This is a genomic window from Gelidimonas diazotrophica, assembly GCF_055694025.1.
This window is the reverse complement of record NZ_CM146349.1, coordinates 2,282,615-2,307,032: the sequence shown is the minus strand read 5'-3', so window position 1 is coordinate 2,307,032 and position 24,418 is coordinate 2,282,615. Positions and strand designations below refer to the sequence as shown.

20 protein-coding genes are annotated in these 24,418 nt (G+C 54.3%); 6 read left to right on the top strand and 14 right to left on the bottom strand.

Features of this window, described 5'->3' with window-relative positions; all coding sequences use genetic code 11:
* Positions 1-43: 43 nt before the first annotated feature.
* On the bottom strand, positions 44-535 hold the full coding sequence (locus KGFNPO_RS10735; protein ID WP_472613020.1) for an aminoacyl-tRNA deacylase: 492 nt from the start codon (positions 533-535) through the stop codon (positions 44-46).
* A gap of 48 nt (positions 536-583) precedes the next feature.
* On the opposite strand from KGFNPO_RS10735, the gene KGFNPO_RS10730 reads away from it, so the two are divergent.
* Positions 584-1,585 (top strand): endonuclease/exonuclease/phosphatase family protein, encoded by a 1,002-nt coding sequence (locus tag KGFNPO_RS10730; RefSeq protein ID WP_472631277.1) that lies wholly within the window; start codon positions 584-586, stop codon positions 1,583-1,585.
* Between the two features lie 4 nt (positions 1,586-1,589).
* Here the strand turns inward: KGFNPO_RS10730 and xerD are convergent, their stop codons facing one another.
* From xerD to KGFNPO_RS10705, 5 genes are all read right to left on the bottom strand, one after another.
* Positions 1,590-2,498, bottom strand: coding sequence for a site-specific tyrosine recombinase XerD (xerD, locus tag KGFNPO_RS10725; RefSeq protein ID WP_472631276.1), 909 nt, complete (start codon positions 2,496-2,498; stop codon positions 1,590-1,592).
* Positions 2,495-3,001, bottom strand: a complete 507-nt coding sequence (locus KGFNPO_RS10720) for a methylated-DNA--[protein]-cysteine S-methyltransferase (protein WP_472631275.1) — start codon at positions 2,999-3,001, stop codon at positions 2,495-2,497. Before KGFNPO_RS10720 ends, xerD begins: the two co-directional genes overlap by 4 nt.
* 411 nt (positions 3,002-3,412) lie before the next feature.
* Positions 3,413-4,693, bottom strand: coding sequence for a TRAP transporter large permease (locus tag KGFNPO_RS10715; RefSeq protein WP_472631274.1), 1,281 nt, complete (start codon positions 4,691-4,693; stop codon positions 3,413-3,415).
* Entirely contained in the window at positions 4,690-5,250 is a 561-nt protein-coding gene (locus KGFNPO_RS10710) for a TRAP transporter small permease (protein ID WP_472631273.1), read from the bottom strand. The genes KGFNPO_RS10715 and KGFNPO_RS10710 overlap by 4 nt, the downstream gene beginning before the upstream one ends.
* 183 nt (positions 5,251-5,433) lie before the next feature.
* Positions 5,434-6,438, bottom strand: coding sequence for a TRAP transporter substrate-binding protein (locus KGFNPO_RS10705; RefSeq protein ID WP_472631272.1), 1,005 nt, complete (start codon positions 6,436-6,438; stop codon positions 5,434-5,436).
* Between the two features lie 202 nt (positions 6,439-6,640).
* Between KGFNPO_RS10705 and KGFNPO_RS10700 the strand changes: the two genes are divergently transcribed.
* Together KGFNPO_RS10700 and KGFNPO_RS10695 are read left to right on the top strand one after the other, a co-directional pair.
* Positions 6,641-8,716: a sensor histidine kinase gene (locus tag KGFNPO_RS10700; protein WP_472631271.1), complete on the top strand. Its 2,076-nt coding sequence runs from the start codon at positions 6,641-6,643 to the stop codon at positions 8,714-8,716.
* A 13-nt stretch (positions 8,717-8,729) separates the two neighbouring features.
* Positions 8,730-9,320 (top strand): response regulator transcription factor, encoded by a 591-nt coding sequence (locus tag KGFNPO_RS10695; protein WP_472631270.1) that lies wholly within the window; start codon positions 8,730-8,732, stop codon positions 9,318-9,320.
* A gap of 538 nt (positions 9,321-9,858) precedes the next feature.
* Here the strand turns inward: KGFNPO_RS10695 and KGFNPO_RS10690 are convergent.
* Genes KGFNPO_RS10690 through KGFNPO_RS10680 form a run of 3 tightly spaced genes read right to left on the bottom strand, consistent with a single transcriptional unit; the run spans position 9,859 to position 12,624 of the window.
* Complete coding sequence (locus KGFNPO_RS10690; protein ID WP_472631269.1) at positions 9,859-10,878, bottom strand: DUF2891 domain-containing protein; 1,020 nt, start codon at positions 10,876-10,878, stop codon at positions 9,859-9,861.
* A gap of 58 nt (positions 10,879-10,936) precedes the next feature.
* On the bottom strand, positions 10,937-11,893 hold the full coding sequence (locus KGFNPO_RS10685; RefSeq protein ID WP_472631268.1) for a DUF979 domain-containing protein: 957 nt from the start codon (positions 11,891-11,893) through the stop codon (positions 10,937-10,939).
* A complete protein-coding gene (locus tag KGFNPO_RS10680; RefSeq protein WP_472631267.1) occupies positions 11,890-12,624 on the bottom strand; it encodes a DUF969 domain-containing protein in 735 nt (244 codons plus the stop codon). Before KGFNPO_RS10680 ends, KGFNPO_RS10685 begins: the two co-directional genes overlap by 4 nt.
* 299 nt (positions 12,625-12,923) lie before the next feature.
* On the opposite strand from KGFNPO_RS10680, the gene KGFNPO_RS10675 reads away from it, so the two are divergent.
* Positions 12,924-16,553 carry a hydantoinase B/oxoprolinase family protein gene (locus KGFNPO_RS10675; protein WP_472631266.1) on the top strand — a complete coding sequence of 1,210 codons (3,630 nt, stop codon included), beginning with the start codon at positions 12,924-12,926 and terminating at the stop codon, positions 16,551-16,553.
* Positions 16,554-16,586: 33 nt separating this feature from the next.
* The gene (locus KGFNPO_RS10670) at positions 16,587-17,141 is read left to right on the top strand and encodes a winged helix DNA-binding protein (protein ID WP_472631265.1); all 555 of its coding nucleotides are present in this window, start codon (positions 16,587-16,589) and stop codon (positions 17,139-17,141) included.
* Between the two features lie 323 nt (positions 17,142-17,464).
* On the opposite strand, the gene KGFNPO_RS10665 is transcribed toward KGFNPO_RS10670, so the two are convergent.
* The 4 genes from KGFNPO_RS10665 to cysT are packed head-to-tail and all read right to left on the bottom strand — an operon-like array spanning position 17,465 to position 21,292.
* A complete protein-coding gene (locus KGFNPO_RS10665; protein WP_472631264.1) occupies positions 17,465-18,391 on the bottom strand; it encodes a CysB family HTH-type transcriptional regulator in 927 nt (308 codons plus the stop codon).
* Between the two features lie 24 nt (positions 18,392-18,415).
* Positions 18,416-19,483 carry a sulfate/molybdate ABC transporter ATP-binding protein gene (locus tag KGFNPO_RS10660; protein ID WP_472631263.1) on the bottom strand — a complete coding sequence of 356 codons (1,068 nt, stop codon included), beginning with the start codon at positions 19,481-19,483 and terminating at the stop codon, positions 18,416-18,418.
* A complete protein-coding gene (cysW, locus tag KGFNPO_RS10655) occupies positions 19,480-20,376 on the bottom strand; it encodes a sulfate ABC transporter permease subunit CysW (protein ID WP_472631262.1) in 897 nt (298 codons plus the stop codon). Before cysW ends, KGFNPO_RS10660 begins: the two co-directional genes overlap by 4 nt.
* Before the next feature lie 52 nt (positions 20,377-20,428).
* Complete coding sequence (gene cysT / locus KGFNPO_RS10650) at positions 20,429-21,292, bottom strand: sulfate ABC transporter permease subunit CysT (protein ID WP_472631261.1); 864 nt, start codon at positions 21,290-21,292, stop codon at positions 20,429-20,431.
* Between the two features lie 1,522 nt (positions 21,293-22,814).
* Here cysT and KGFNPO_RS10645 point away from each other — a divergent pair.
* Complete coding sequence (locus tag KGFNPO_RS10645; protein ID WP_472631260.1) at positions 22,815-23,939, top strand: hypothetical protein; 1,125 nt, start codon at positions 22,815-22,817, stop codon at positions 23,937-23,939.
* A 193-nt stretch (positions 23,940-24,132) separates the two neighbouring features.
* On the opposite strand, the gene KGFNPO_RS10640 is transcribed toward KGFNPO_RS10645, so the two are convergent.
* Positions 24,133-24,291 (bottom strand): hypothetical protein, encoded by a 159-nt coding sequence (locus KGFNPO_RS10640; RefSeq protein ID WP_472631259.1) that lies wholly within the window; start codon positions 24,289-24,291, stop codon positions 24,133-24,135.
* Between the last annotated feature and the right edge of the window lie 127 nt (positions 24,292-24,418).

Sequence of the window (24,418 nt, the reverse complement as noted above, 5' to 3'; positions counted from 1 at the left end):
ATGAAATCACATACTCCATCGTTTTTCCATATGGAAGCGGATTTTAATCGTCCAGTGCGCAATGGACTGTCTGAATCGGCAGCAGCGTGGAGATTATTTTCGGATCAATGCAGACCAGGTAGCCGCGCCGACCGCCATTGATGTAGATTTTGTCCAGCGCCAAAATGCTTTGTTCGACATATACCGGCATTGTTTTTTTGGTTCCGAACGGCGAAGTGCCGCCGACCAGATAGCCGGAGTGCCGGTTTGCCACTTCCGGTTTGCAGGGCGCGACCGATTTGCAGCCGATCTGGCGCGCCAGATTCTTGGTCGACACCGTGCGGTCGCCATGCATCAGGACGATCAGCGGCTTGGCGGCTTCGTCCTGCATTACCAGTGTTTTCACCACACAATGCTCATCGAGCGCCAGTTCCTGCGCCGACAATCCGGTGCCGCCATGTTCTTCATACGCGTACGAATGTTCTGAAAATGCGATGCCGTGCTTGCGCAAGAATTGGGTCGCCTGGGTCTCGGAGGTATGCTCTTTTTTTGCCATGCGTGATACGCTCACCGAATCTGTTGTGATGTCAATCGAGGGCATATTATGCAACAAGAAATCCGTTTCGCCACTTTCAATGTCTGCAATCTGGCGCTGCCGGGCGCGGTTTGCTACGCCAACCTGGCGCCTTATACGACGGCAGAATTTGAAGCAAAAACCGCCTGGATCGCGCAGCAGATCGACCGACTGGATGCCGATGTGATCGGTTTTCAAGAGATTTTTTCGCAGGCCGCATTGCAGCATGCACTGGCCAAAAGCACGCGTTATGCGCATGCGCATCAGGTTGGTTTTGACCCGGTTGCGCGCGATGGACAGTTGACGCCGAGCGTGGCGCTGGTATCGCGGCTGCCGCTGGTCGGCGAAGTAAAGACTTACAGCGAATTGCCGCGCCAGCTATCGGTGGCGCTACCGGTAACTGGCGCAGGCGAAACATCGACTTGCTTCACGCGGCCGGTTCTGCATGTGCAAGTGGCGCTGTCGAGCGAGTTGATCGCGAATGTCATTGTGGTTCACCTGAAATCTCAGCGCCCCGATTATGTGAGTGGGGAAGATGAAGACGATCCCTATCAGCTTGGCATGGGTTCTTTGCGCTCGCTGATCCGGCGCGGTACTGAAGCTCTCGGCCTGCGTTATCTGCTGACCGATTTAGTCCAGAGTAACCGGGTGCCGCTGGTGGTGATGGGTGACTTCAACGATGTCGCCGGCGCGATCACCAGCCGGATCGTGATGGGTGACGGCCGTCACGGCAAAACCGGTTTCGACGACCGCCTGTTCGATAGTTACCGCCTCCAGTCGCATTCCGATCCCTTGCGCAATATCGGTTACAGCACCCTGCATCAGGGGCAGTTTGAGACCATCGACCATATCCTGGTGTCGGAAGAATTTAATCCGTCTTCGCGCTTTGCTCTCGGTGAAATACTCGAAGTGAATTATCTCAATGACCATGTTCAGTTGCGGCAGCCGGAGACTAGCGATCACGGGCAAGTGCTGATGCGGATGAAGTTGTATGGCGTCAATAATCCGCCAAGCGGGATCGGTGTGGGATAGCGCGCTAACCGCGTGGATGATGTTCTGCGTGCAATTTCTTGAGCCGTTCACGCGCCACATAGGTATAAATCTGGGTGGTCGAAATGTCGGCATGTCCGAGCAACAATTGCACCACCCGCAAATCGGCGCCGTGATTGAGCAAATGCGTGGCGAACGCATGGCGTAGCGTATGCGGCGAGAGTGGTGCATTGATGTTGGCCTTGACTGCATATTTTTTGACCAATATCCAGAACATCTGGCGCGTCATCGCGCCGCCGCGCGCGGTAACGAACAACGCATCATCTATCTGAGCGCCCAGAATCGCGCCGCGGGCCTGCTTCAGATAGCGCTCCATCCAGCTGCGCGCCTCTTCGCCGAAAGGTACCAGGCGCGTCTTGTCGCCTTTGCCAGTGATGCGCAAGACGCCTTCATTCATGCCGACTTCCATCGTTTTCAGCAACACCAGTTCCGTTACCCGCAGGCCGCTGGCATACATCAGTTCCAGCATGGTGCGATCGCGCAAGCCCAGCGCAGTGTCGACATCGGGTGCCGCCAGCAAAGCCTCGACTTGCGTTTCAGATAATATTTTCGGTACCCGTGGCGGCTGTTTGGCGCCCTGCATTTTCAGGCAGGGATCGATCTCGATGTTGCGCTGGCGCAGTGCCAATTGATAAAAGCGCTTCAGCACTGCCAGGCGGCGGTTCGACGAGGTCGCCTTGGTGGTTTCATGTCGGGCACTGAAATAGGCGCTCAAATCGTCAGCCCGGGCTTGATACAAAACTTTGCCGCACGCTGCCTGCAGCCAGGACGCAAACAGGCGCATGTCGCGCCGGTAAGCCGCCAGCGAATTCTTCGCCAGGCCGTCTTCCAGCCATAAGGTGTCGCAAAAGGCATCGATTGCAGATTGGCTTGCGGCAGGCAACTGGTCCGTCATAGAAAGCCAGCGGCAGCCTCATGCGCGAGCAGCCAGCGTTTGACGCCGACGTGGAAGCCGGTTGCATCGTCGTGGTGCGAAAAGCCGCCCAGCCCGCCTGCCGCTGTGACGCGATGGCAAGGAATCACCAGCGGAAACCAGTTGGCGCCGCAAGCCTGTCCGACCGCCCGCGGCGCGGAATGGATTTGTTTGGCAATCTGGCCATAGGTGAGCACCTTGCCGCGCGGAATGGCGGCAATCGCTTGCCATACCTTGCGCTGGAAAACCGAGCCGATTTCCGGCAAGGGCAGATCAAAAATAGTATCCGGATCATCCAGATAGCGCATCACCTGGGCTGCGACGTTTGCGGCCAGCGCATCGTCCGGGGCTGCGGCCTTGGCTTCAAAAGATGGGGGAAGATAGACCAGCTCCTGCAGGCTGGAAGCTTTGGTGCGGATGCCGACCGCGCCGAAAGGGGCTTCGACGATGGCTGAGAACAGGGAAGTGGCGTATGCATTTTTCATATCGATAGAATAAAACAAAAAAGGCGCATCGTGAGATGCGCCTTCAAATTGCTTCTACGCGTTCAGGCTGTTATGACAGCTCATTTGAAACGCGTGTCTCCTCGTTATATGTCGGTATGTCTACCGCTTTTATGCACTACCCCTCTGAAATTCGAATGCATTCCGTGTTCGGTACGGCCGGTTGCTTCATTTAGTTATGACTTGCGTATTACCGCCGGATGCAAAATTTTCGCAATAATAACACCGGATTACTGAAATCGGAAAAAACAATTAAGCGAAAGAAAAAATTGATCCAGTAAAGAAATTTACAAGCATTATTTACAATACAGCAGTTTGATCCAAATTAAATTTTGTTAAGTTATTAAAAACTGCCGGACTACAGCCGTCCGGCAGTTTTTTAGCCAATCCGATTTAATTGAAAATCAGATTCGGCAGCCACAGCGAGATTTGCGGAACATAGGTGATCAGGACCAGGAAGCCCAGCATCGTCAGCAGCCACGGCATGACGGCGACAGTCAACTCGGTAATCCCCATTTTGGCGATTCCGGATGCCACATACAGATTTAGACCCACCGGCGGATGGCACATGCCGACTTCCATATTGACCACCATGATGATGCCGAAGTGAATCGGATCGATGCCGAGCGTCATCGCCACAGGAAACAGGATCGGCGCCATGATCAGGACGATCGACGACGGCTCCATCACGTTACCCGCCACCAGCAGCAGCACGTTGACCACCAGCAGGAAGGTGATCATGCCAAAACCCTTGTCCATGATCCAGGCCGCCATATCCTGCGGGATATGCTCGCTGGTCATCAGGAAAGAGAACAGTACCGCATTGGTGATGATGTACAGCAGCATCGCAGACATGGAAGCCGAGTCGAGCAAGACCTTCGGCACTTGCTTCATGCCCATATCCTTGTAGACAAACACGGCGACGATAAACGCATATACCGCTGACACGGCAGCTGCCTCGGTCGGGGTGAACATGCCGGAATAGATGCCGCCCATCACGATCACGATCAGTAGCAGACCCCAGGCGCTTTTGCGAAAGGCGACCAAACGTTCTTTCCAGCTTGCCTTCGGCATGCGGGGATATTTTCGCTTGCGCGCCAAAACCCAGGTAGTCAATCCTAAAAAGAAGGCCAGCAACATGCCAGGAATCACGCCGGCCATGAACAGTTTGCCCACCGATGTATTGGTCGAGACCGAGTACATCACCATCACGATCGATGGCGGAATCAGGATGCCCAATGCACCGGATGTCGTGACTACACCCGCACCAAAGCTTTTTGGATAACCTTGCTTGACCATGGCTGGAATGATAATCGAGCCGATTGCGACCACAGTGGCAGGCGAAGAGCCGGAAACGGCGGCGAACAAAGCGCAAGCCGCCACCCCGCCCAAAGCCAGACCGCCATGCCAGTGGCCGATCATCGACGTGGCAAAGTTAATCATGCGTCGCGCCACCCCGCCGTGGGTCAGGAAATTGCCGGCCAGAATGAAGAACGGGATGGCCATGATCTCGAACTTTTCGATACCCGTAAATAGCTTCAAAGCGACCGCTTCGATCGGTATCGACGTCATCGTGAACAGGAAAGTCAATACCGTCAGGCCGAGTGAAATCGAGATCGGCATGCCGGTCAGCATCAGGCCGAACAGCAGCACAAAGATGATCAGTGCATTCATGCTTTTTCCCCTTTAAGCTCTTCTTCCAGACCTTCGACGTGGGTATGGTCGTGTTTTGGCAAATCGCCAGTTTGTATGAAATGCCAGGCCACTTGCAGGAAGCGAAATGCCATCAGGTACGAGCCGAGCGGCACTGCCATATAGACCATCCACATTGGAATTTCCAGTACTTCGGAAACGCTGCTGGTATGACTTAGCTCGTATACGAATTTGGCGCCGAAAGTACCGACCAGGCCGGTGAATGTGGCGCCGGCCAGCAGGCCGAAGATGACGAATTTTTTGCGCCACGGCGTATTCAACTTGTTGATCAAGACGTCAACGCCGACGTGGATGCCAGTGCGCACGCCATACGCGGCGCCGAACTTTGCCATCCAGACGAACATATAAATGGTCAATTCCTGGGCCCAGCTGGTATTGATGTGGATCAGTACATCCTGGATGCCAAACAGGGTAATGCCGGACGCGTAGCGGTGCAGGACAGCGACAAATGTGACAACGGTGGCCGCTGCCATCAAGAAGGCGATCAGCCATTCTTCAAGATGATCAAGAATTTTCATGGGTTTCCCGATAGGCGTGGGAGTTAAGGACAATGACGGGGGTATGCTGGATTTATGCGGCTTTACCGCATGTATTTTGTGCGGTATTAAAAATACTATTGCCGGTATATTCCACGCAAAAAACATGCGGCTTACAAGTCAAGAATGCTTGCAAGCCGCATATTTACCGTGCTGACTGGAGAATCACTTCAGGAGCAGCGCTGCCGATTCCTTGTTGATGGAAGAAATCAACTCCTTGCCGATGCGGCTTTCCATTTGTTTCTGGACCGGTACCAAGGCTTTGCGCCATTCGACCTGCTCTTTGCCGTTTAACTCATACACAGTGGTTTTGCCGGAAGCCTTGACGGCGGCCATCGCCTTGTCGTTTTCTTGCTGGGCGATCGCATTGGCGTAGCGGGTCGATTCTTTCATCGCCGCATCCAGTTGGGTGCGAATATCGGCTGGCAAGCCATCCCAGAATTTCTTGTTGACGATCACTGCATAGCCCAGATAGCCATGTTTGGTCATGGTGACGTGCTTTTGCACTTCATGCATTTTTTGCGTGTACAAATTCGATGGCGGGTTTTCGGTGCCGTCCACCACGCCAGTTTGCAATGCTTGATACACCTCGGAGAAGGCCATTACCTGCGGGTTCGCACCCAGCGTGCGCATCTGTGCATCCAGTACCTTGGATGACTGGATGCGCATTTTCAAGCCTTTCATGTCTGCCGGTGAATGCAGCGGCGTGTTGGCCGACATGATCTTGAAGCCGTTATCCCAGTAAGCCAGACCGGTGATGCCCTTTGGTTCGAGTTTTTTCAGCAGACCCTTGCCGATCGGACCTTCGGTTACCCGATACAGCACGTCTTTGGAAGGGAAAATATACGGCAGGTCGAAGACTTCAAATTCACGCACGCCCAATGGGCCGAATTTTGCCAGCGATGGCGCCAGCATCTGGACTGCACCGAGTTGCAATGCTTCCAATTCTTCCTTGTCCTTGTACAAGGTGCTGTTAGGGTATACCTCAACCTTGACGCGGCCTTTGGTATTTTTTTCTGCCAGTTCCTTGAAACGATCGGCAGCTTTGCCTTTTGGCGTGTCCTTTGCGACCACGTGGCTGAACTTGATGACGATTGGGGCTTGCGCAAAAGCAACTGGGCTAATGACGGTGGCGCACGCCAGCGCCAGGAATAGTGTTTTGAGTTTCATGCTTGTCTCCGATGGATATGGAAAAACGTTTTTTTTAAATTGCTTAAGCATTCTGTCCAGTGTTTCATGGCAACACAATTGTGGATAACCACAATCCGGAAAACTGCTCCAGCTTGAATCCAAAAAAACAGGCATAGAATATTCGGTAGAATTCCGGTTTGAGAAACAATCGCTTAATAAGCTAGAAAGATGCCTTACGCCCATGACAACTGCTGGATTTAAAGGTTTTGGCACCGCTCCGTTGCAACCCAAGCAGGCATGGCGCTGGTTGCTGCCGGTGCTGCTGGTGCTGCTGGTGCTGTCGATCCTGATATGGCTGCCATGGCAAGTACGGCAGTTGGAGGTCAGCGAACGTCAGCAACAGATGATTGCCGATACGCTCTGGGTAGAGCAGGCGATTCGCTTTCAACTGAAACGCAATGAAGAAAATTTCCGCCAGGTTGGAACCGAAATTGGGAACGGATACCTGATGCCTGACAAACTGCGCGAACGCACCGCGCTGCTGTTAAAAAATAGCATTGAAATCCGCAGCGTCATGTGGCTCGATGCGACAGGCAGAATAGTTGCGTCCAGCGATGAGCAAGCGATCGTCCCCTCCCAGCTATCAGACGCATCGGCGCAAGCATCGGCCAACGCACGCAAGCTGAAATCAACCCAATATAGTCAGCCGCTCAAAGCCGTTAGTGTTGACGGCGCGCCGGGGTTGACGTTGATGGATGGCCACTTGCCGATCTTCAGGCACGGCCAATACAGCGGCAGCCTTGTGATTCGATATGCGTTGCAGAATATCCTCGATGAAATGGCGCCGTGGTGGTTTGCCCAGGATAACGAGATCGTCTTGACCGACAATGACGACACCGTCTTCGCCAGGCGGGCGGCCGGCGGCATGGGGCGCGGTGTGTACACTCATCGCCACACGCTTGAGTTGCCGGGGGCCGTAGTTTATCTGCGCACCAATAGCGTCAAAAGTGCGCCGACGCTGCTGCCGAATCTGCTGGTTGGCGCGATTATTTTGCTTGCGCTGGGTCTGATCTGGAGCTTATGGGCGTTGTGGTGGGATATCAATCGCCGGCTGGCGGCGGAAGGCGCGCTGCGCGAGCAGGTTGCCTTCCGCATTGCGATGGAAAACTCGCTGGTGACCGGGCTGCGGGCACGCGACCTGGAAGGACGGATTAGCTATGTCAACCCGGCGTTCTGCCAGATGGTGGGCTTAACTGCTGATCAGTTGCTCAACAAGGTGCCGCCAATGCCGTACTGGGCGCCCGAGGCGATCGAGGATCATGAAGGGCGCTTTGCCCAGGTTCTGGCCGGCACCGTCCAGCGACATGGTTTCGAGATCATATTCCAGCGCGCCAACGGCGAGCGTTTTCCGGTACTGATTTTCGAGTCGCCTCTGCTGGACGACAGCGGCAAGCAAACCGGCTGGATGGGATCGATCCTGGATATTTCGGATCGTAAAAAAGTCGAGGAATTAAATCAACAGCAGCAGGAAAAACTGCAATCCAGTGCGCGTCTGGCAACCATGGGCGAACTGGCATCGACCCTGGCGCATGAACTCAATCAACCGCTGGCCGCCATTTCCAGTTATACCGTCGGCGTCATCAATCTGATGCAGTCAGGCGTGGTTGACCCCGCGTTGTTGCGGCCGGCGCTGGAAAAAGCCAACGCGCAAGTGCAGCGCGCCGGCTTGATCATTCACAGCGTGCATGAGTTCGTCAAGCGGCGCGAACCGACCCGCGAACCGGTGTCGATGCAAAACCTGATCAACAGTGTGATGCCGCTGATCGAACTGCAGGCGCAACAGAGTTTCGTCGCGATCCAGTTCAGCATCACCCCCAGGCTACCCAAAGTGCTGGCCGACCGCGTGATGCTGGAGCAGGTGTTGCTGAACCTGACGCGCAACGCCATCGAGGCTATGCACCTGATTCCCTCCGAGCGTCGTATCCTGCGCATCACCGTCACCGCCGACAGCGTGCCGTTCAATGCTGCATCAGCGCTTCCAAACGTGGTGGTGTCAGTGATCGACCAGGGGCACGGGATCGCGCCGGAAGTTGCCGAACACCTGTTTTCACCTTTTTTCTCGACCAAGGCTGAAGGCATGGGGATCGGTCTGAAAATCTGCCGCACCACGCTGGAGTTTCATGGCGGCACCCTGAACTATGTGAATAATCCGCTCGGCGGTACAATTTTCCGCTTCTCATTGCCGCCACATTTGCCATCGCATTTGCCACCGCATCTGCCACCGCATTTGCCAAATCCACCGCAGTTGTCCCAATAACCGAGGAACCTGCATGCTTCACATAGTCGATGACGAAGAAGTGATCCGCGACTCACTGCTATGGCTGGCCAAGTCGCGCGCCATCGCTGCCACAGCCTACGCCAGCGCCGCCGAATTTCTGGCTGCGCTCGATAGCAAGACTGCCTTCGATGCGCAAGGCGAATGCCTGCTGCTCGACGTCCGCATGCCCGACATGAATGGCATTGCGCTGTTTGACGTGCTGGCCGGGCGCGACTTGACGCGACAGTTACCGGTAATTTTTCTGACCGGTCACGGCGATGTGCCGATGGCGGTCGATACCTTAAAGCGCGGCGCGTTCGATTTTTTCGAAAAGCCGCTGAATGACAACAAGTTGATGGACCGGGCGCAGGAAGCCTTGCTGATCTCCATGGAGGCCGGCAGCATGGCGCTGATCCATCGCCGTCTCGAAACTCTGTCGGCGCGCGAACGCGAAGTGCTGGATCTGATTCTGGAAGGAAAAATGAACAAGGTCATCGCGGACGATCTCGGCATCAGCATGCGCACAGTCGAAGTGCATCGCGCCCATATTTTCGACAAGATGCATGTCAAGACCGCAGTGGAGTTGGCACGGTTGCTGAAATAGTCAAAAACTGAAGTGGCGTATTTGTCCACGCGAGACAAAGTAGGGCGGGTGCAACCCGCGTCGAAGCGGAGAAATGTGTTACCGAATGCGCGCAGGCTGCACCCGTCATGCCTGTTAGTACTGGTTTGAGTATATTTCATATACGCATATAAAATATGCGTATAAATCCATAAAAATAGTGATACTCCATGTTTTTACAAACGCGCGGTAACTATTTAGCTGGCAAGGTAATTAAGAGCGGAATAGTACGATGTTGTAGGAGCGCACCCGGGCGCGATCAACGGCAGCAGTCTGGCGACTGCTTTCGCGCCCGGGTGCGCTCCTACAAAAAACCACTTCGGTTTGGAAGTTTCTTGGTGCGGGCTGAATAGTTGCAACACGCGTAACTATTCAGTCTTTACGCGCCTGATGCTGGCATATCGTAGTGTCCTAACTCTTTAGCTGTTAATTTTCATGCCTCGTATGATCGGGGCATTTCCAATTTCCAATTTCTAATTTCTAATTTCTAATTTCTATATTGCAGCGGTCTCTTTAAGCGTCAAGCCTCCAACGCCAGCAAAGCGAACGTCCCCAGCCAGTGTTCACCCATATAGTCACCGGTGACATGAGCGATAGCACTGTTGAAGTGGAGATCGGCGGTGGCGAATAACACTGCCGCACGGGCATCACCTGCCGGCAATGCGCGTGCGAGCGAACGCTGACACCAGGCGCGGCTGAGATTCAATCCATCCAGATGGGCAATTTTTCCATCGCTGCGATCGGTAACCGTAGCGGGTATAAATAATGTTGCTGGCTGACGCTGTTCCAGGTTCGGCAAGAATTGCGTGAACCATGCATTAAATTCTACGGCGGGTAGAACCCGACGCATCAGTTCGGACTCCATCAACGCCGGCGACAAAAATTCATCCCCGCTGGGCTCCCAAGCCTGACATCCGGCATCTTCCATATGCCAGTTGCGTGCACGAGCGCAGATCTGTTTTTCTAACTCTAAATGGCCGACATTGCGGGCATAATCCAGCCCCAGCGCCATTCCAAATGCGGTGTTGAAATGCGTCCCCACACGCACCGGATAGGTAGCTTTCGGCAAGAAGTTGACGAATAGTGCGGCGAAAGCATCTGCCAACGGTTGAAGGGTTTTCGCCCAATGCCGACCTTGGTCGCTGTCCAGTTGGTTCAACGCAGTCTGTAGCGCCAACAACCAACCCCAGCCATATGGGCGCTCAAAGGTATCTCGCGATGGCGCTGCCAAATAGGCCAACTCACCTCTGACATTTTCCGCTGTCAATTGCTTGTCAAACACAGCCCGTATCGCTGGCGCTTCGGGCAATTCCGGGTAACGCGCTAGTAATCGCGTCAGCAGCCAATAGCCGTGTACGCAAGAATGCCAATCGTAACAACCATAAAAAATCGGATACAAGGCACGGGGGCCTTGTACATCTGCGGCACTATTGAGCGTATGCGTGAGTTTGTTCGGATATTCCTGTGTCAGATGACTGACGACCAGATTGGCAAAGTGAGATGCTAGTGCCGGCGTCAGTTTTTGGTTGGCTTGGTTCATAATTTCATACGCAATCAGTAAGTTTTTACATTCTTGGCAAGTGCAATACAAACCAGTATTACTGCATCATCAGGAAATACAGCAGGAAGATATTAACGACCAACAATGTCATCGCAGTCGGAATTTGCGCTTTAATCACGGCGTTCTTGTCTGGCAGGTTGAGCAAGGCAGCAGGAACGATGTTGAAGTTGGCTGCCATCGGCGTCATCAACGTACCGCAATAGCCGCAAAACATGCCGATAGACGCCATTACTGCCGGATTTCCATGGTAGACGCCGACCAGAATCGGAATTCCGACACCGCCGGTCATCACCGGAAAAGCGGCGAATCCATTCCCCATGATTACCGTAAACAGCGCCATCCCGAGGCAATACACCACCACCGCAACCAGACGGTAATCCATATTGATATACGACGTCGTCAGGTGTGCGACCGCCTTGCCGACGCCGGCATCGGAAAACAGCAAGCCAAGCACCGCCAGCATATGCGGCAAGACCACGGCCCACCCCATCGAGTCGATCAGGCGCCGCGATTCGCGCATCGATTGCGCCGGTGTCGCCCTGGTGATCCAGCACGCAGCAATCAAGGCCAGGATGCAGCCGAACCCCAGGCTGACCAGAGTGAAGTTCTTTTGATCCAGCAAAAACAGGTCGCCGATTTTCACGTTTTTGAATATGACCGACCCGATCATCGTCGCGACTGGAATGATCAAGGCCGGGATGAACAGGCGATTGCCCAGTTTTTGGGCGCTGCTGCGGCGTTCCTGCGCCGACAATTCACTGTATTTGCCCATGGCAACCCCGCCGAAACCGGCGATGATTGCCATCACAATCACGATGATGCCGACCAGGGCGGGTGGCAGATGCTCCCCCGCCAGATACACCACTGCATATAACGCCCAGAACGAACCCGTGGTCAATCGTCTGGGATTGGCCCGATCCAGAAACGACATCACCGCAATCACCGACAACATCAAGCCCAGCAGAATGAAAAAATAATCGAGCGTAAAAATCATGCCGTCCCTCCTTTGATTGCCGTGTCCTGATTCGCCACGCTATGCGAACCCAGCTCGCGCGCAATCTGCGCATCCAGACGCCGTAATCGCCAGGCATGGATGATGAAGGCGGATATTGCCGTCGGTATGCCCCACAAGGCCATGTGCAGCGGATTAACCTCAATCCCCTCGCCGCGCAGGATGGTCTGCATCAGCACGATCGCGCCAAAGGCGACGAACACGTCTTCGCCGAAAAACAACCCGACGTTATCGGTCGCGGCGGACATCGCACGGATCTTGTAACGCAGTTTGTCGGGAATGGAGCCGTAACGGTTTTCCGTCGCACCTTCCGCCATCGGCGCAATCAAGGGGCGGACCATTTGCGGATGGCCGCCCAGGCTGGTCAAGCCTAAAGCGGCAGAAACCTCGCGCACGAACAAATAAACGATCAGCAAGCGGCCGGCAGTGGCGGATTGGATACGTGCAATCGAGACTTGTGCGCGTTCTTTCAAGCCGTAACGTTCCAGCAAGCCGATGACGGCCAAGGGCAGCAGCAGTATCAGCGGCAAGTTACGGGTCTTGATGAATCCGCTTCCCAATGTGGACAATATTTTGTCCAGCGGCATTGCCGCGGCAAACCCGGTAACGATGCCGGCGACGATGACGACCAGCACTGGATTCACCCGCAGCAAGAAGCCGAAGATGATGACGGCCACGCCGATCAGCGGCCAAAGGTTTACAGCAGTTTCCATGAGTGTGTCTCCTACAGAATGATTGAAATTACTTCAGCTAGTCATTTTTTATTTTTTATGCGCTTTACCAAGACAGTACCGCGCATTTTGCATTGTCAATATTGTCAACAAGCAGCGCATCTGATTACCGCACCGATAGCGACGGTTTTTTAGCCATTTGGAAAATGGATATCCACATATTTTGATGAAAAACAAAATCATTTATTGACAATTTACAGATAAATTATCTACATTATGTGAACGACACGCTAGTATTTTTTTTAAAAATATCTAGTGCATTGCAACAAAACGGAGACAAAATGGACAGCAACATAACAAAGCAAGCGACCCGCAAAAAATGGCAATTCTGGGTCGATCGCGGCGGCACATTCACCGACATCGTGGCGCGACGCCCGGACGGTTCGCTAATCACGCGCAAGATGTTGTCGGAAGATCCGGCCCATTACCGCGATGCAGCATTGGCCGGCATCCGCGACTTGATGGGCGTGCCGCGCGACCAGTCGATTCCAACCACAGATATCGAAGCGGTCAAGATGGGCACCACCGTGGCGACCAATGCCTTGCTTGAACGCAAGGGCGAACGCTGCGCGCTAGTCATCACTCGCGGCTTCGGCGACGCCTTGCGCATTGGTTACCAAAATCGCCCGCGCCTGTTTGACCGCAACATCGTGCTGCCGGATCAACTCTATGAAACCGTGATTGAAGTCGACGAGCGCATCAATGCGCAAGGCGAGGTCATCAGCGCACCAGACGAGAACGCCATCAGTGCCGCGCTGCACACCGTTTTCGAGAGCGGCATCCGTTCCATTGCGATTGTGTTGATGCATGGCTACCGTTACACGCAGCATGAAAAGATTATCAAGACCATAGCTACTGCCATCGGCTTCAGCCAGATTTCGGTGTCGCATGAGGTTTCGCCGATGATCAAGCTGGTCGGGCGTGGCGACACTACCGTAGCCGATGCTTATCTGTCGCCGATCCTGCGTCGGTATGTCAATCAGGTCGCCGCGGAACTGGGCGATACGCGTCTGATGTTCATGCAGTCGAACGGTGGCTTGACTGACGCCCATCTGTTCCAGGGCAAGGACAGCATCCTGTCCGGCCCGGCCGGCGGCATCGTCGGCGCGGTGCGCACCGCCGAGATTGCCGGTTACGGCAAAATCATCGGCTTCGACATGGGCGGCACCTCGACCGACGTGTCGCATTACAACGGCGAGTTTGAGCGCGTGTTTGAAACCATCGTCGCCGGCGTGCGGTTGCGAGTGCCGATGATGAGCATCCACACTGTGGCCGCCGGCGGCGGCTCCATCCTGCACTTTGACGGTTCGCGCTTCCGTGTCGGGCCGGATTCGGCCGGGGCCCATCCCGGCCCCGCCAGCTACCGCAAGGGCGGGCCGTTGACCGTCACCGACTGTAACGTGATGTTGGGGAAAATACAGCCGGCATTCTTCCCGAAAGTATTTGGACAACATGCGGACCAGGCGCTGGACCGCGAAGTTGTCCGTAGCAAGTTTGCAGCGCTTGCGAGCGAAATTGAAGCCGCCGGCCTGGGCCGACGTTCGCCGGAACAAGTGGCGGAAGGCTTCTTGCAGATCGCAGTCGAAAACATGGCCAACGCCATCAAGAAAGTCTCGGTGCAGCGCGGCTACGATGTGACCGACTACACTTTATGCTGCTTCGGCGGCGCTGGCGGCCAGCATGCGTGCCAGGTGGCAGATGCTCTGGGCATGAGTCGCGTGCTGCTGCATCCGTTTGCCGGCGTACTGTCAGCCTTCGGCATGGGACTGGCAAACCAGCGTGCACTGCGGGAAACCTCGGTAGAACAGGCGCTGACCGCCGACAATGTCGGGCTGATCCGGAATGCGTTGAACGCACTGGCCGACAAGGCCGAACAGGAATTACTGTCGCAAGGCATCGCTGCCGGCGCAATCCAGACCATCCGTCGCGCTCACTTGCGCTACAAAGGCACCGATTCGGCAATGATCGTCGGCCATGATTCGGTGACCTCGATGCGCACGCAATTCGAGGCCCAGCATCAGGCCCGCTACGGTTTCGTGATGGCCGATCGCGAATTGGTCGTGGAAGCCGTGTCCGTCGAGGCCGTGGCCGAGACCGATGACGTATTGGCCGATGACGCCTTCCGCACCCAGAACAGCGACCGGGAGTGCGCTGCTGAAACGACAGCGCAGATGTTCTCGCAACAGCAGATGCACCAGACGCCGATCTACCAACGCGAAAAGTTGAGCACACTGGACCGTATCAAAGGCCCCGCCATCATCAGCGATGCGGTCTCGACCACGGTAGTCGAACCGGGTTGGGCTGCCCACGTGACCGAGCGCAACGACCTGATCGTGGAACGTGTCGAGGCGCGGCCCAGCCGCAAGGCGGCCGGCACCGATGTCGATCCGGTATTGCTGGAAGTGTTCAACAACCTGTTCATGTCGATCGCCGAGCAGATGGGCGCGACACTGGAAAATACTTCGCACTCGGTAAATATCAAGGAGCGGCTGGATTTCTCGTGCGCGATCTTTGATGCCAGCGGCAACCTGATTGCCAACGCACCGCACATCCCGGTCCACCTGGGCTCGATGAGTGACTCGATCAAATCGGTCATTGCACGCAACAGCGGCAAGATGCATCCAGGCGACGTGTATTGCCTGAATGCCCCGTATAACGGCGGCACCCACCTGCCGGACATCACGGTGATTACGCCGGTATTCGACGAAGCGCAGCAAAACGTGCTGTTCTACCTCGGTGCGCGTGGCCACCATGCAGATATTGGCGGCATCACGCCAGGCTCGATGCCACCGCGCAGCACCCATGTGGACGAGGAAGGCATCCTGATCGATAACTTCCTGTTGGTGGATGGCGGCCGTTTCCGCGAAACGGAAACCCGCACATTGCTGGCCAGTGGCCAGTGGCCGGCCCGTAATCCCGATCAGAACATCGCAGACCTGCGGGCTCAGATCGCGGCCAATGGCAAAGGATTGCAAGAACTGGCGAAAATGATTCAGCAGTATGGCCAGGACGTCGTCATCGCCTACATGCAACACGTGCAGGACAATGCAGAAGAAGCGGTACGCCGGGTCCTGCTCACCCTCAAGGATGGCGATTTCAGCTATCCGATGGATAACGGCGCGGTGATCCGGGTCAGCATCAAGATCGATCGTCAGCAGCGCAGCGCCAGGATCGACTTCACCGGCACCTCGGCGCAATTGCCGAACAATTTCAACGCGCCTGCTTCCATCAGTCGTTCTGCGGTGCTGTATGTATTTCGCACCCTGGTCAACGCGGAAATTCCGCTCAATGAGGGTTGCCTGAAGCCGCTGGAAATCATCATTCCGGAAGGCAGCATGCTCAATCCGCGCTATCCGGCCGCAGTAGTATCGGGCAATGTGGAAACCTCGCAATACGTGACCGATGCCTTGTATGGCGCGTTGCAAGTGATGGGCGCGGCACAGGGAACGATGAACAACTTCACCTTCGGCGACGCGCAGTACCAGTACTATGAAACCATCGCCGGCGGCTCGGGCGCCGGTCCTGATTTCGATGGCGCATCCGGGGTCCAAACCCATATGACGAACTCGCGCCTGACCGATCCGGAAGTGCTGGAATTGCGCTTCCCGGTAATGGTGGAAGATTTCAGCATTCGCCAAGGCAGCGGCGGCACAGGCAAGCACAACGGCGGCAATGGCGTAGTGCGCAAGATTCGCTTCAAGCAGCCGATGACTGCCGCCATTTTGTCGGGCCATCGCATCGTGCCGCCATATGGTGCTGCCGGTGGGCAAGCAGCGCAGGTCGGCAGCAATTACGTACTGCGTGCAGCGGGGCAAATGGAATCGCTGGAGTCCACCGCCGAAGTGCAAATGGGGGTGGACGATATCTTTGTGATTGCCACGCCGGGCGGCGGCGGCTTCGGAATCGCCTAGCGTAAAATGGGCCGGTGCAATTCGGAGCGAAGTATGACCAAAACCACCAAAAGCAAAGCATCCCTGGCCGGCCCAATCCAGCCTTCCAGATCGCCGATCGTCTCATCGGCGCATCTGGCGGCAGGCAAAAGTGCGGAGATGAGCGAGTTCGAATTCGGACTCATCATCGCCGGTAACGCGTTTGACCGCTGGGTCGTGCGCTGCATGTCTGCGGCCGGGGTCAAGGACATGACCACCACCGAGGTCCTGGTGCTGCACCACATCAACCACCGTGCGCGCGAAAAGAAACTGGCCGATATCGCGTTCATCCTCAACATCGAAGACACCCACGTGGTGAACTACGCGCTCAAAAAACTGCAAAATCTGGGATTCGTGCAGACTCAGAAACACGGCAAAGAGGTCCTCTATTCGACCAACGAAAAAGGACAGGAAGTCTGCAAGCGCTACTTCGACGTCAGAGAGCAGGTATTGGTATCGAATCTCACCGGCAGCGGAACCGAATCGTTTGAACTTGCTGAGTTGGCGCGTTTTTTGCGGATGCTATCCGGGCTGTACGATCAAGCATCGCGTGCGGCAACCTCGCTGTAACACTCTTTTTGCATTTAAAGCGCCTAACAAAATAATCATCAGGATGTTGCGCCTTCTTGGCATCCATGCGTATTGCCTGCGCCGGTATGCTCTCTTTTGCTATTGAATCCGCGCCATGTTTTTTGCCATACGCCCGTATATTTATAACTAAAAGTAACTGTTCACACCCCTGCTAACACAAACCAAATATTGGATGGGGTATATTTCATATCCGCATATTAAATATGCGGAAAATGCCATGAAAATAGTGATACCCCCTATTTTTACAAACACATTGTATTGTGAATTTTTTCGTGTTTTTCGTGTCTTGTCGTGGACAACGCTTAAACTTCCTGGTTCAGCGCCCGTTCGATGTCGGCGCGCTTCAGGTCGGGGGCGAATTCCATGATGAAATCATACGCATACGAGCGTAAATAGGCGCCGCGCCGCACTGCCAGTCGGGTCACATTCGGCGCAAACAGATGCGCGGCCTTGATCGCCCGCAGCCCTTGATCGCGCTCAGGGTCAAATGCCATTGCTGCCAGCAGACCAACCCCCATGCCAAGCGACACATACTGCTTGATCACGTCCGAATCCATCGCTGTGAGCACGATATTAGTGCTTACGCCAGCGTTATTGAACGCTTCGTCGATATGGCTGCGGCCGGTAAAGCCGCTGTCGTAAGTGATCAACGGATAGGCGGCAAGATCGGTCAAACCCACGTTCGCTTGCGACAATAGCGGATGCCCGTTGGGCACCACGATCAAGTGGCTCCAGCTATAGCAAGGGAAGGAAACCAGGTCTGGAAACTGGCTCAAGCCTTCGGTAGCAATGCCGATGTCGGTCTTGCCCGACAATACCCATTCGGCGATATGTTCCGGTGCGCTTTGCTGCAACGCAATGCGCACGTCCGGAAAAGCAACGCGGAAAGTCTGCACCACTTCCGGCAGCACGTAGCGCGCCTGGGTATGGGTGGTGGCGACCGTCAGCGTGCCGCTGGTCTGACCGGAATATTCCTGGCCGGCGCGCTGCAGGTTCTCGGCCTCGATCAGCAAGCGTTCGATAATCTTCAGGATGCCTTTGCCCGGATCGGTCAAGCCGGTCAGGCGCTTGCCGTTGCGTTCGAATATCTCAACTCCGAGCTCGTCTTCCAGTTCGCGGATCTGGCGCGACACGCCCGGCTGGGAGGTGCACAGCACGTTCGCCACTTCGGTCAGGTTATAGCCGTGACGGGCGGCTTCGCGGATCGAACGCAATTGCTGGAAATTCATCAATTATCCTAAAATATATTCGAGTCAGACTGCATCTTCGACGAAGACATGCAGCCGTTTAGGCCGCACGATCAGGGTTTCGCCCTCTTTCAACTTCAGTTGCGTAAAGCGTTCATTCGAAATCACTGCCTCGATGATCTCCGCATTGTCATCGCGTTCCAATTCCAGTTGCGCCAGCGGGCCGATTGCATGGGCGCGTTTCAATTGCACCACAATTCCTTCCGCGCCCGTCGTGTAACGATCCACTTCCAGATCATGCGGCCGCACATAACCTGTCCCTTTGGCATCCTGCGTTTGTGCATGATCGGGCGCATCGAAAGTGACGCCGCCCGCATCCAGCACGCCTTCATGCACGCGACCATGAAACAGGTTAACGTTGCCGAGGAATCCATACACGAAAGGCGAGGCCGGATGGTTATACACATCCTTGGGCGCACCGACCTGCTCCACCTGGCCCTTGTGCATCAGCACGATCTGATCAGCCACTTCCAGCGCTTCTTCCTGATCGTGCGTGACGAAGATGCTGGTGACGTGCAATTCATCATGCAAGCGCCGCAGCCAGCGCCGCAACTCCTTGCGCACCTTGGCGTCCAGCGCGCCGAAAGGTTCATCCAGCAGCAAAACGCGTGGCTCGACTGCCAGCGCGCGCGCCAATGCAATGCGTTGGCGTTGACCGCCCGACAGTTGCGGCGGATAGCGATCCGCCAGCCAATCGAGTTGCACCAGCTCCAATAATTGTTTGACCTTGTCGCGAATCTGCGCTTCGTTGGGCCGCACATTGCGCGGCTTGACGCGCAGGCCGAAGGCGATATTCTCGAATACCGTCATATGCTTGAACAGCGCATAGTGCTGAAATACGAAGCCGACCTGACGCTCGCGCACGTGACGCGCCGAAGCATCTGCGCCATCCAGTAAAACCTGGCCCTGATCCGCTTGTTCCAGCCCGGCGATGATGCGCAGCAGCGTGGTTTTGCCGCAACCCGACGGCCCCAGCAGCGCAGTCAACTGGCCGTCCGGAAAATCCAGCGATACATCGTTCAGCGCTACAAAATTACCGAACTGCTTATAGATATTTTTGACTTCGATGCTCATGATTGTTGCTCCTGAAATTGTTCCGTGCCGGCACCGGTATCCGCCAAGCGCCATTCGATCAGCGACTTCAACGCCAGCGTCACCAGTGCCAGCAAGGCCAGCAACGACGCGACTGCGAAAGCGGCGGAGAAGTTGTATTCGTTATAAAGAATCTCGACTTGCAATGGAATCGTATTGGTTTCACCACGAATATGGCCAGATACCACCGACACCGCACCGAACTCGCCCATCGCCCGTGCATTACATAAAATCACGCCATACAACAAACCCCATTGGATGTTCGGCAACGTGACAAACCAGAAAGTCTTGAAGCCGGATGCGCCCAGCACTAGCGCGGCTTCTTCCTCTTCGCTGCCTTGCGACTGCATCAGCGGGATCAGTTCGCGGGCGACAAACGGGAAAGTGACGAAAATCGTCGCCAGCACGATGCCGGGCACCGCAAACAAAATTTTAATATCATGTTCATACAGCCAAGGCCCGAGCCAGCCTTGCGCGCCGAACAGCAGCACATAGATCAGGCCGGAAATCACAGGCGACACCGAAAACGGCAAATCGATCAGCGTGAGCAAAATGCTCTTGCCACGAAAATCGAATTTGGCGATACACCAGGACGCCGCCACGCCAAACACCAGGTTCAACGGCACCGCAATCGCGGCGGTCAGCAAAGTCAGCTTGATGGCGGAGACTGCATCCGGATCGGTAATGGCTGCCAGATACGCTTGCCAACCTTTCTTGAACGCTTCGGCAAACACCGACAACAGCGGCACGAACAGGAACAGCGTCAGAAAAGCCAGCGCAATGGTGATCAGCAATGCACGCACCCAGAATGGTTCCAGCGTCGCTGCGGGCACAAGGGTTGGCACATGCGTCGGCGCAATACGTTTTTCTTGCATGGCAGGTGAGGGTAGAGGAAATGACAAAGGCGGCGCGGTAGGTATTGGCATCTCAGACTTTCTCAGATTGGCCGCGATTGCGGGACCAGGCCTGTAAAACATTAATCATGAGCAGCATCAGGAACGATGCAATTAACATCACGGCCGCAATCGCCGTAGCGCCCGCGTAGTCGTACTGTTCCAGCTTGGTGATGATGAACAGCGGCGTGATTTCCGACACCATCGGCATATTGCCGGCGATGAAAATGACGGAGCCGTATTCACCGGTAGCACGCGCAAAAGCCAGTGCAAAGCCGGTCATCAGCGCTGGCAGAATCGTCGGAAAAATTACCCGTGAAAAAGTCTGCAATGGATTTGCGCCCAAGCTGGCGGCGGCTTCCTCCAACTCGCGCTCGGCGTCTTCCAGCACCGGTTGTACGGTGCGCACCACGAACGGCAGGCCGATGAAAGTCAGTGCGATCAGCACGCCAAGCGGCGTGAACGCTACCTTGATGCCGAGCGGTTCCAGAAAGCGGCCGATCCAGCCATTGGGCGCATACAAAGCGGTCAACGCGATGCCGGTCACCGCCGTGGGCAATGCAAACGGCAAATCGACCAGCGCATCAATGATCTTCTTGCCGGGAAAACGGTAGCGCACCAGCACCCAGGCCACAATGCCGCCGAACACCACATTCAGCGCGGCGGCCAGCAGCGATGCGCCGAAAGTCAGTTTGTACGAGGCGACCACCCGGTCCGAAGTGACTGCCGCCCAGAAACCATCCCAAGTCAGCGTGAATGTCTTAAAGAACACCGCAGACAGCGGAATCAGGACAATCAGCGATAGGTAAAACAGTGTGAAACCGAGCGTAAGACCGAAGCCGGGCATGACACGGAAGGGCGATTTTTTATTTTCTAAGGTGGCAATGGCAAGCTGCATGTCGGTTCTCTTTATTACAAATTTGACTGATTGATGACGATAATCACATCGTAATCACATAAAGAGAACGAATCTTTTTGCATGTCGATAGAACGTTTTCGAATAAAGACTCAGGAAACGTAAAGTGACGCGAAAGATGAGGTTGGTTTATCGAAGAAGTGCCGTTCGCGGAATCTATCCCAATGTCAGCCGCCCAGTCAGGGCATAGGTATCTACACAAGTTGCGACTATAAATCGCGAGAGCGCATTGCTCCCCTCTCCCACTTGTGGGAGAGGGGCTGGGGGAGAGGGTGCTCGCAATATGCAAGGTGTCAAAACAAGGCGCAACCTGGATTGCATTGCCATATGATGCGGCCGGAATGTTTGCTGACTCCCTCTCTCCCGGCCTCTCTCCCGCAAGCGGGAGAGAGGAGCAAAACAGTGGATTACTGGATGTGTAGATACCTATGCAGTCAGGGTGAAAGTTCAATGTCGGGATACAAAGAGATCAATCTGATGATCCCCTTCCGGGAAAGCGCACTGCCGTGGACGGCCATGCTGGAGGGCATGCGTTGAGGCACAATCAACGGCTTTTCCATTGGGATATCAAATGCGAGTTCGGAAAAATTCAGAAGATATCGGTCGATGCGGTTGTGGTCGTCGCGATTATTGCGATGGCAGTCATGGACTGACAGAGGCGCAGTGGCAAGAAGCCCGAGCTAAAGAGCTGGAGGCCGTTCAGAAAAATACACATATAGGCAACCAAGAAAGAGGCGAGTGATCTTTGCACGGACTCTGCTATGGAATCGCGCTTCAGATGACCACGGGTTCGCACCGATAACGACCTGTCGCGAGCGCCCGGTAGAGACCTGACAGCTGCCATTCAGGAATTTCCGCTGAGGGTCTGCATCGTGCCCTGAGCTGCCTTTCTGCGCAGTGGGAAGTGTTCAATCCAACGAATCCTATGTGGCATAAAAACACTACTAATCTGAATGTAAATGAGTAATTCATAGGTGAATAAAAAATCTAACAATTAGTAATAGTACTAATGGCTGCGGATTGCTCCGCAGCCATTTTTGCTTCGAAGACAATTTCTTGGTGCCGCGCCACAATGCATTTCATCCAGACTTGCAGTGTCGCCTATGTTCGTGGCGGTGAGGTTGTCGCGGTCCAGTGTGTGTCATGACCGTCAGCAGTACAGCGATAGCGCCCTTCGAGGGTATGTTCCAATAGGCTATTTCAGTTCGAAAATGGTTGGCTAGGTATCCTTGGGCACCGCGTTAATTGGCGTGCGCTCAAATTTCAAAATCGTGATCTAATTTCTGGCTCCAATAGGCGAACGCGACTCAAGCGGTTGTCACTCCATCAGTCATCATCAAGCTGCAAAACATCCCGCTAAAGCGCCCCTGTTGAAATGATGACCTGCTCTAAGCGTAGTGCCCTCCCATACCGCTCGCGACTGCTACGATGCTAACTTCACACGAGGACAGCGCTGCTAAGGCCTGCCATTTTTCAATTCACTTAAAAAAACATTAATTGACATATGGATCTTAAAAAGTTTGAGCATTTTCTGTCAGTGGCGAGCAAGGTAGTCTTGCTTCTTCGCCCGCGATTCCATAACACCATTACTAACATCCTTGTTATGGTCGGGATCGGCCTCTTGGCCGAGGCGCAGCTCAATATTTTTGAGGCGATTGGAGTGGCATTGTATGAAAAATATTTCGGCCCTTCGGAGTTTTTGAGGAAATTATTTGCATCCGACATCTCGCCTTGGTTTGGCATCCTTCTAATTACGATTAGTCTTATATATAACGGTGCCGTGACTGTCGGTCTCGATCTAATCGAGAAATTAAAGGCGAGCATTCCTAAGTCGCCTGTTTTTGATTTAAGTCTCAGCAATCTCGATGGTCATTTGCTTGGCCAAGTCGTGAAATTGAGGGGGAAAATATGCGAAATTACCGCAGGCCGTATCGCTGATAACGATCGGCTCACTGCACGAAGTGAAGCTGCTAAGCAAGCGAAGTGCGCCGTAAGTGGTGTATTAATTTCAACAAGTTTTCACGATCCGTTTGGAGTATCACCGAATAAGAGCTTCTTTCGGGAGCGAGCCAAATTTTTAAGAGTATGGGGCGGCGCGGAAGTGCTGGCGCTCCGTTTGCAAAACTGTGGCGATCTCCTGGCACGCAACGTTCGAGTTGAGATTCGATGCTCAAAGATTGACGGTATCGACCTGGATAATCGAAACGAGGAACGCCCCAATTTTCCTTGCCGGGAGAAAACATCTTCATTGATCGCTCCATTCATTAATCGGCCTGTTGTCCAATATGACATCAATAGTTCGCATGACGAGAACGTATATTTCTTTGAATGGGAATTAGGGAACTTACAGGCAAAGGAAATTAAGTCGTCGAATACGGAAATATTTGTCCGTGCAGAAAAGGCTTTTGAGTTATCAATGGACGTGTATTGTGATGAGTTGCCGGAACCTTTGAAGTTTACTTATCAGATTGAACCTGCTCTAGTTAAGAGTACGGTCACAGCCGACCAAATATACGGTGACGATGACGACTTCTCTACTTTAGCAAATGAAGCGATTATGGATGGGTATCCTGATCGTCGAATGCAGCAAAATATAGAGAATTACCGAAGAGTGTCGTTAGTACCTTAGATATGCGTCCGCAGGTCAACTTCAGTGTCACTAGAGCTGACGCCGGCAAGGGTATTGACTGTTTTTGGCGATAGTGGTCGCCAGGCAGAAAATTCCGAACGACTGGTATCGCTGCATTGCAGACAATAAAGAGACATGCATTGCGCATCTCCTGTTGCTTCATCCACGACAATAATCTTCAATCGCCAGAAATTCATCTGCCACCGCTTAATTGAGTTTCATCAGCGGGGGCCATAAAAGAGAGCGCTTCCGAAAACTCACCTTTCGCAGTCAAGGCCGGGAAAATCTCATTTTCTATGGCGAAATCATTGCTGAGTCTTTGATTCCGACTTTTCACAATTTCACTTTCCATGTCACTTCACGGCGCATGTCCGCCATGGAAAAAACCCTGTCCACGAAAAACATGAAAGGCATGAAATGTACGAAATGTACGAAAGAGAAAAGTAGGGCGGGTGAAACCCGCGCAGTTGGATCGGGCG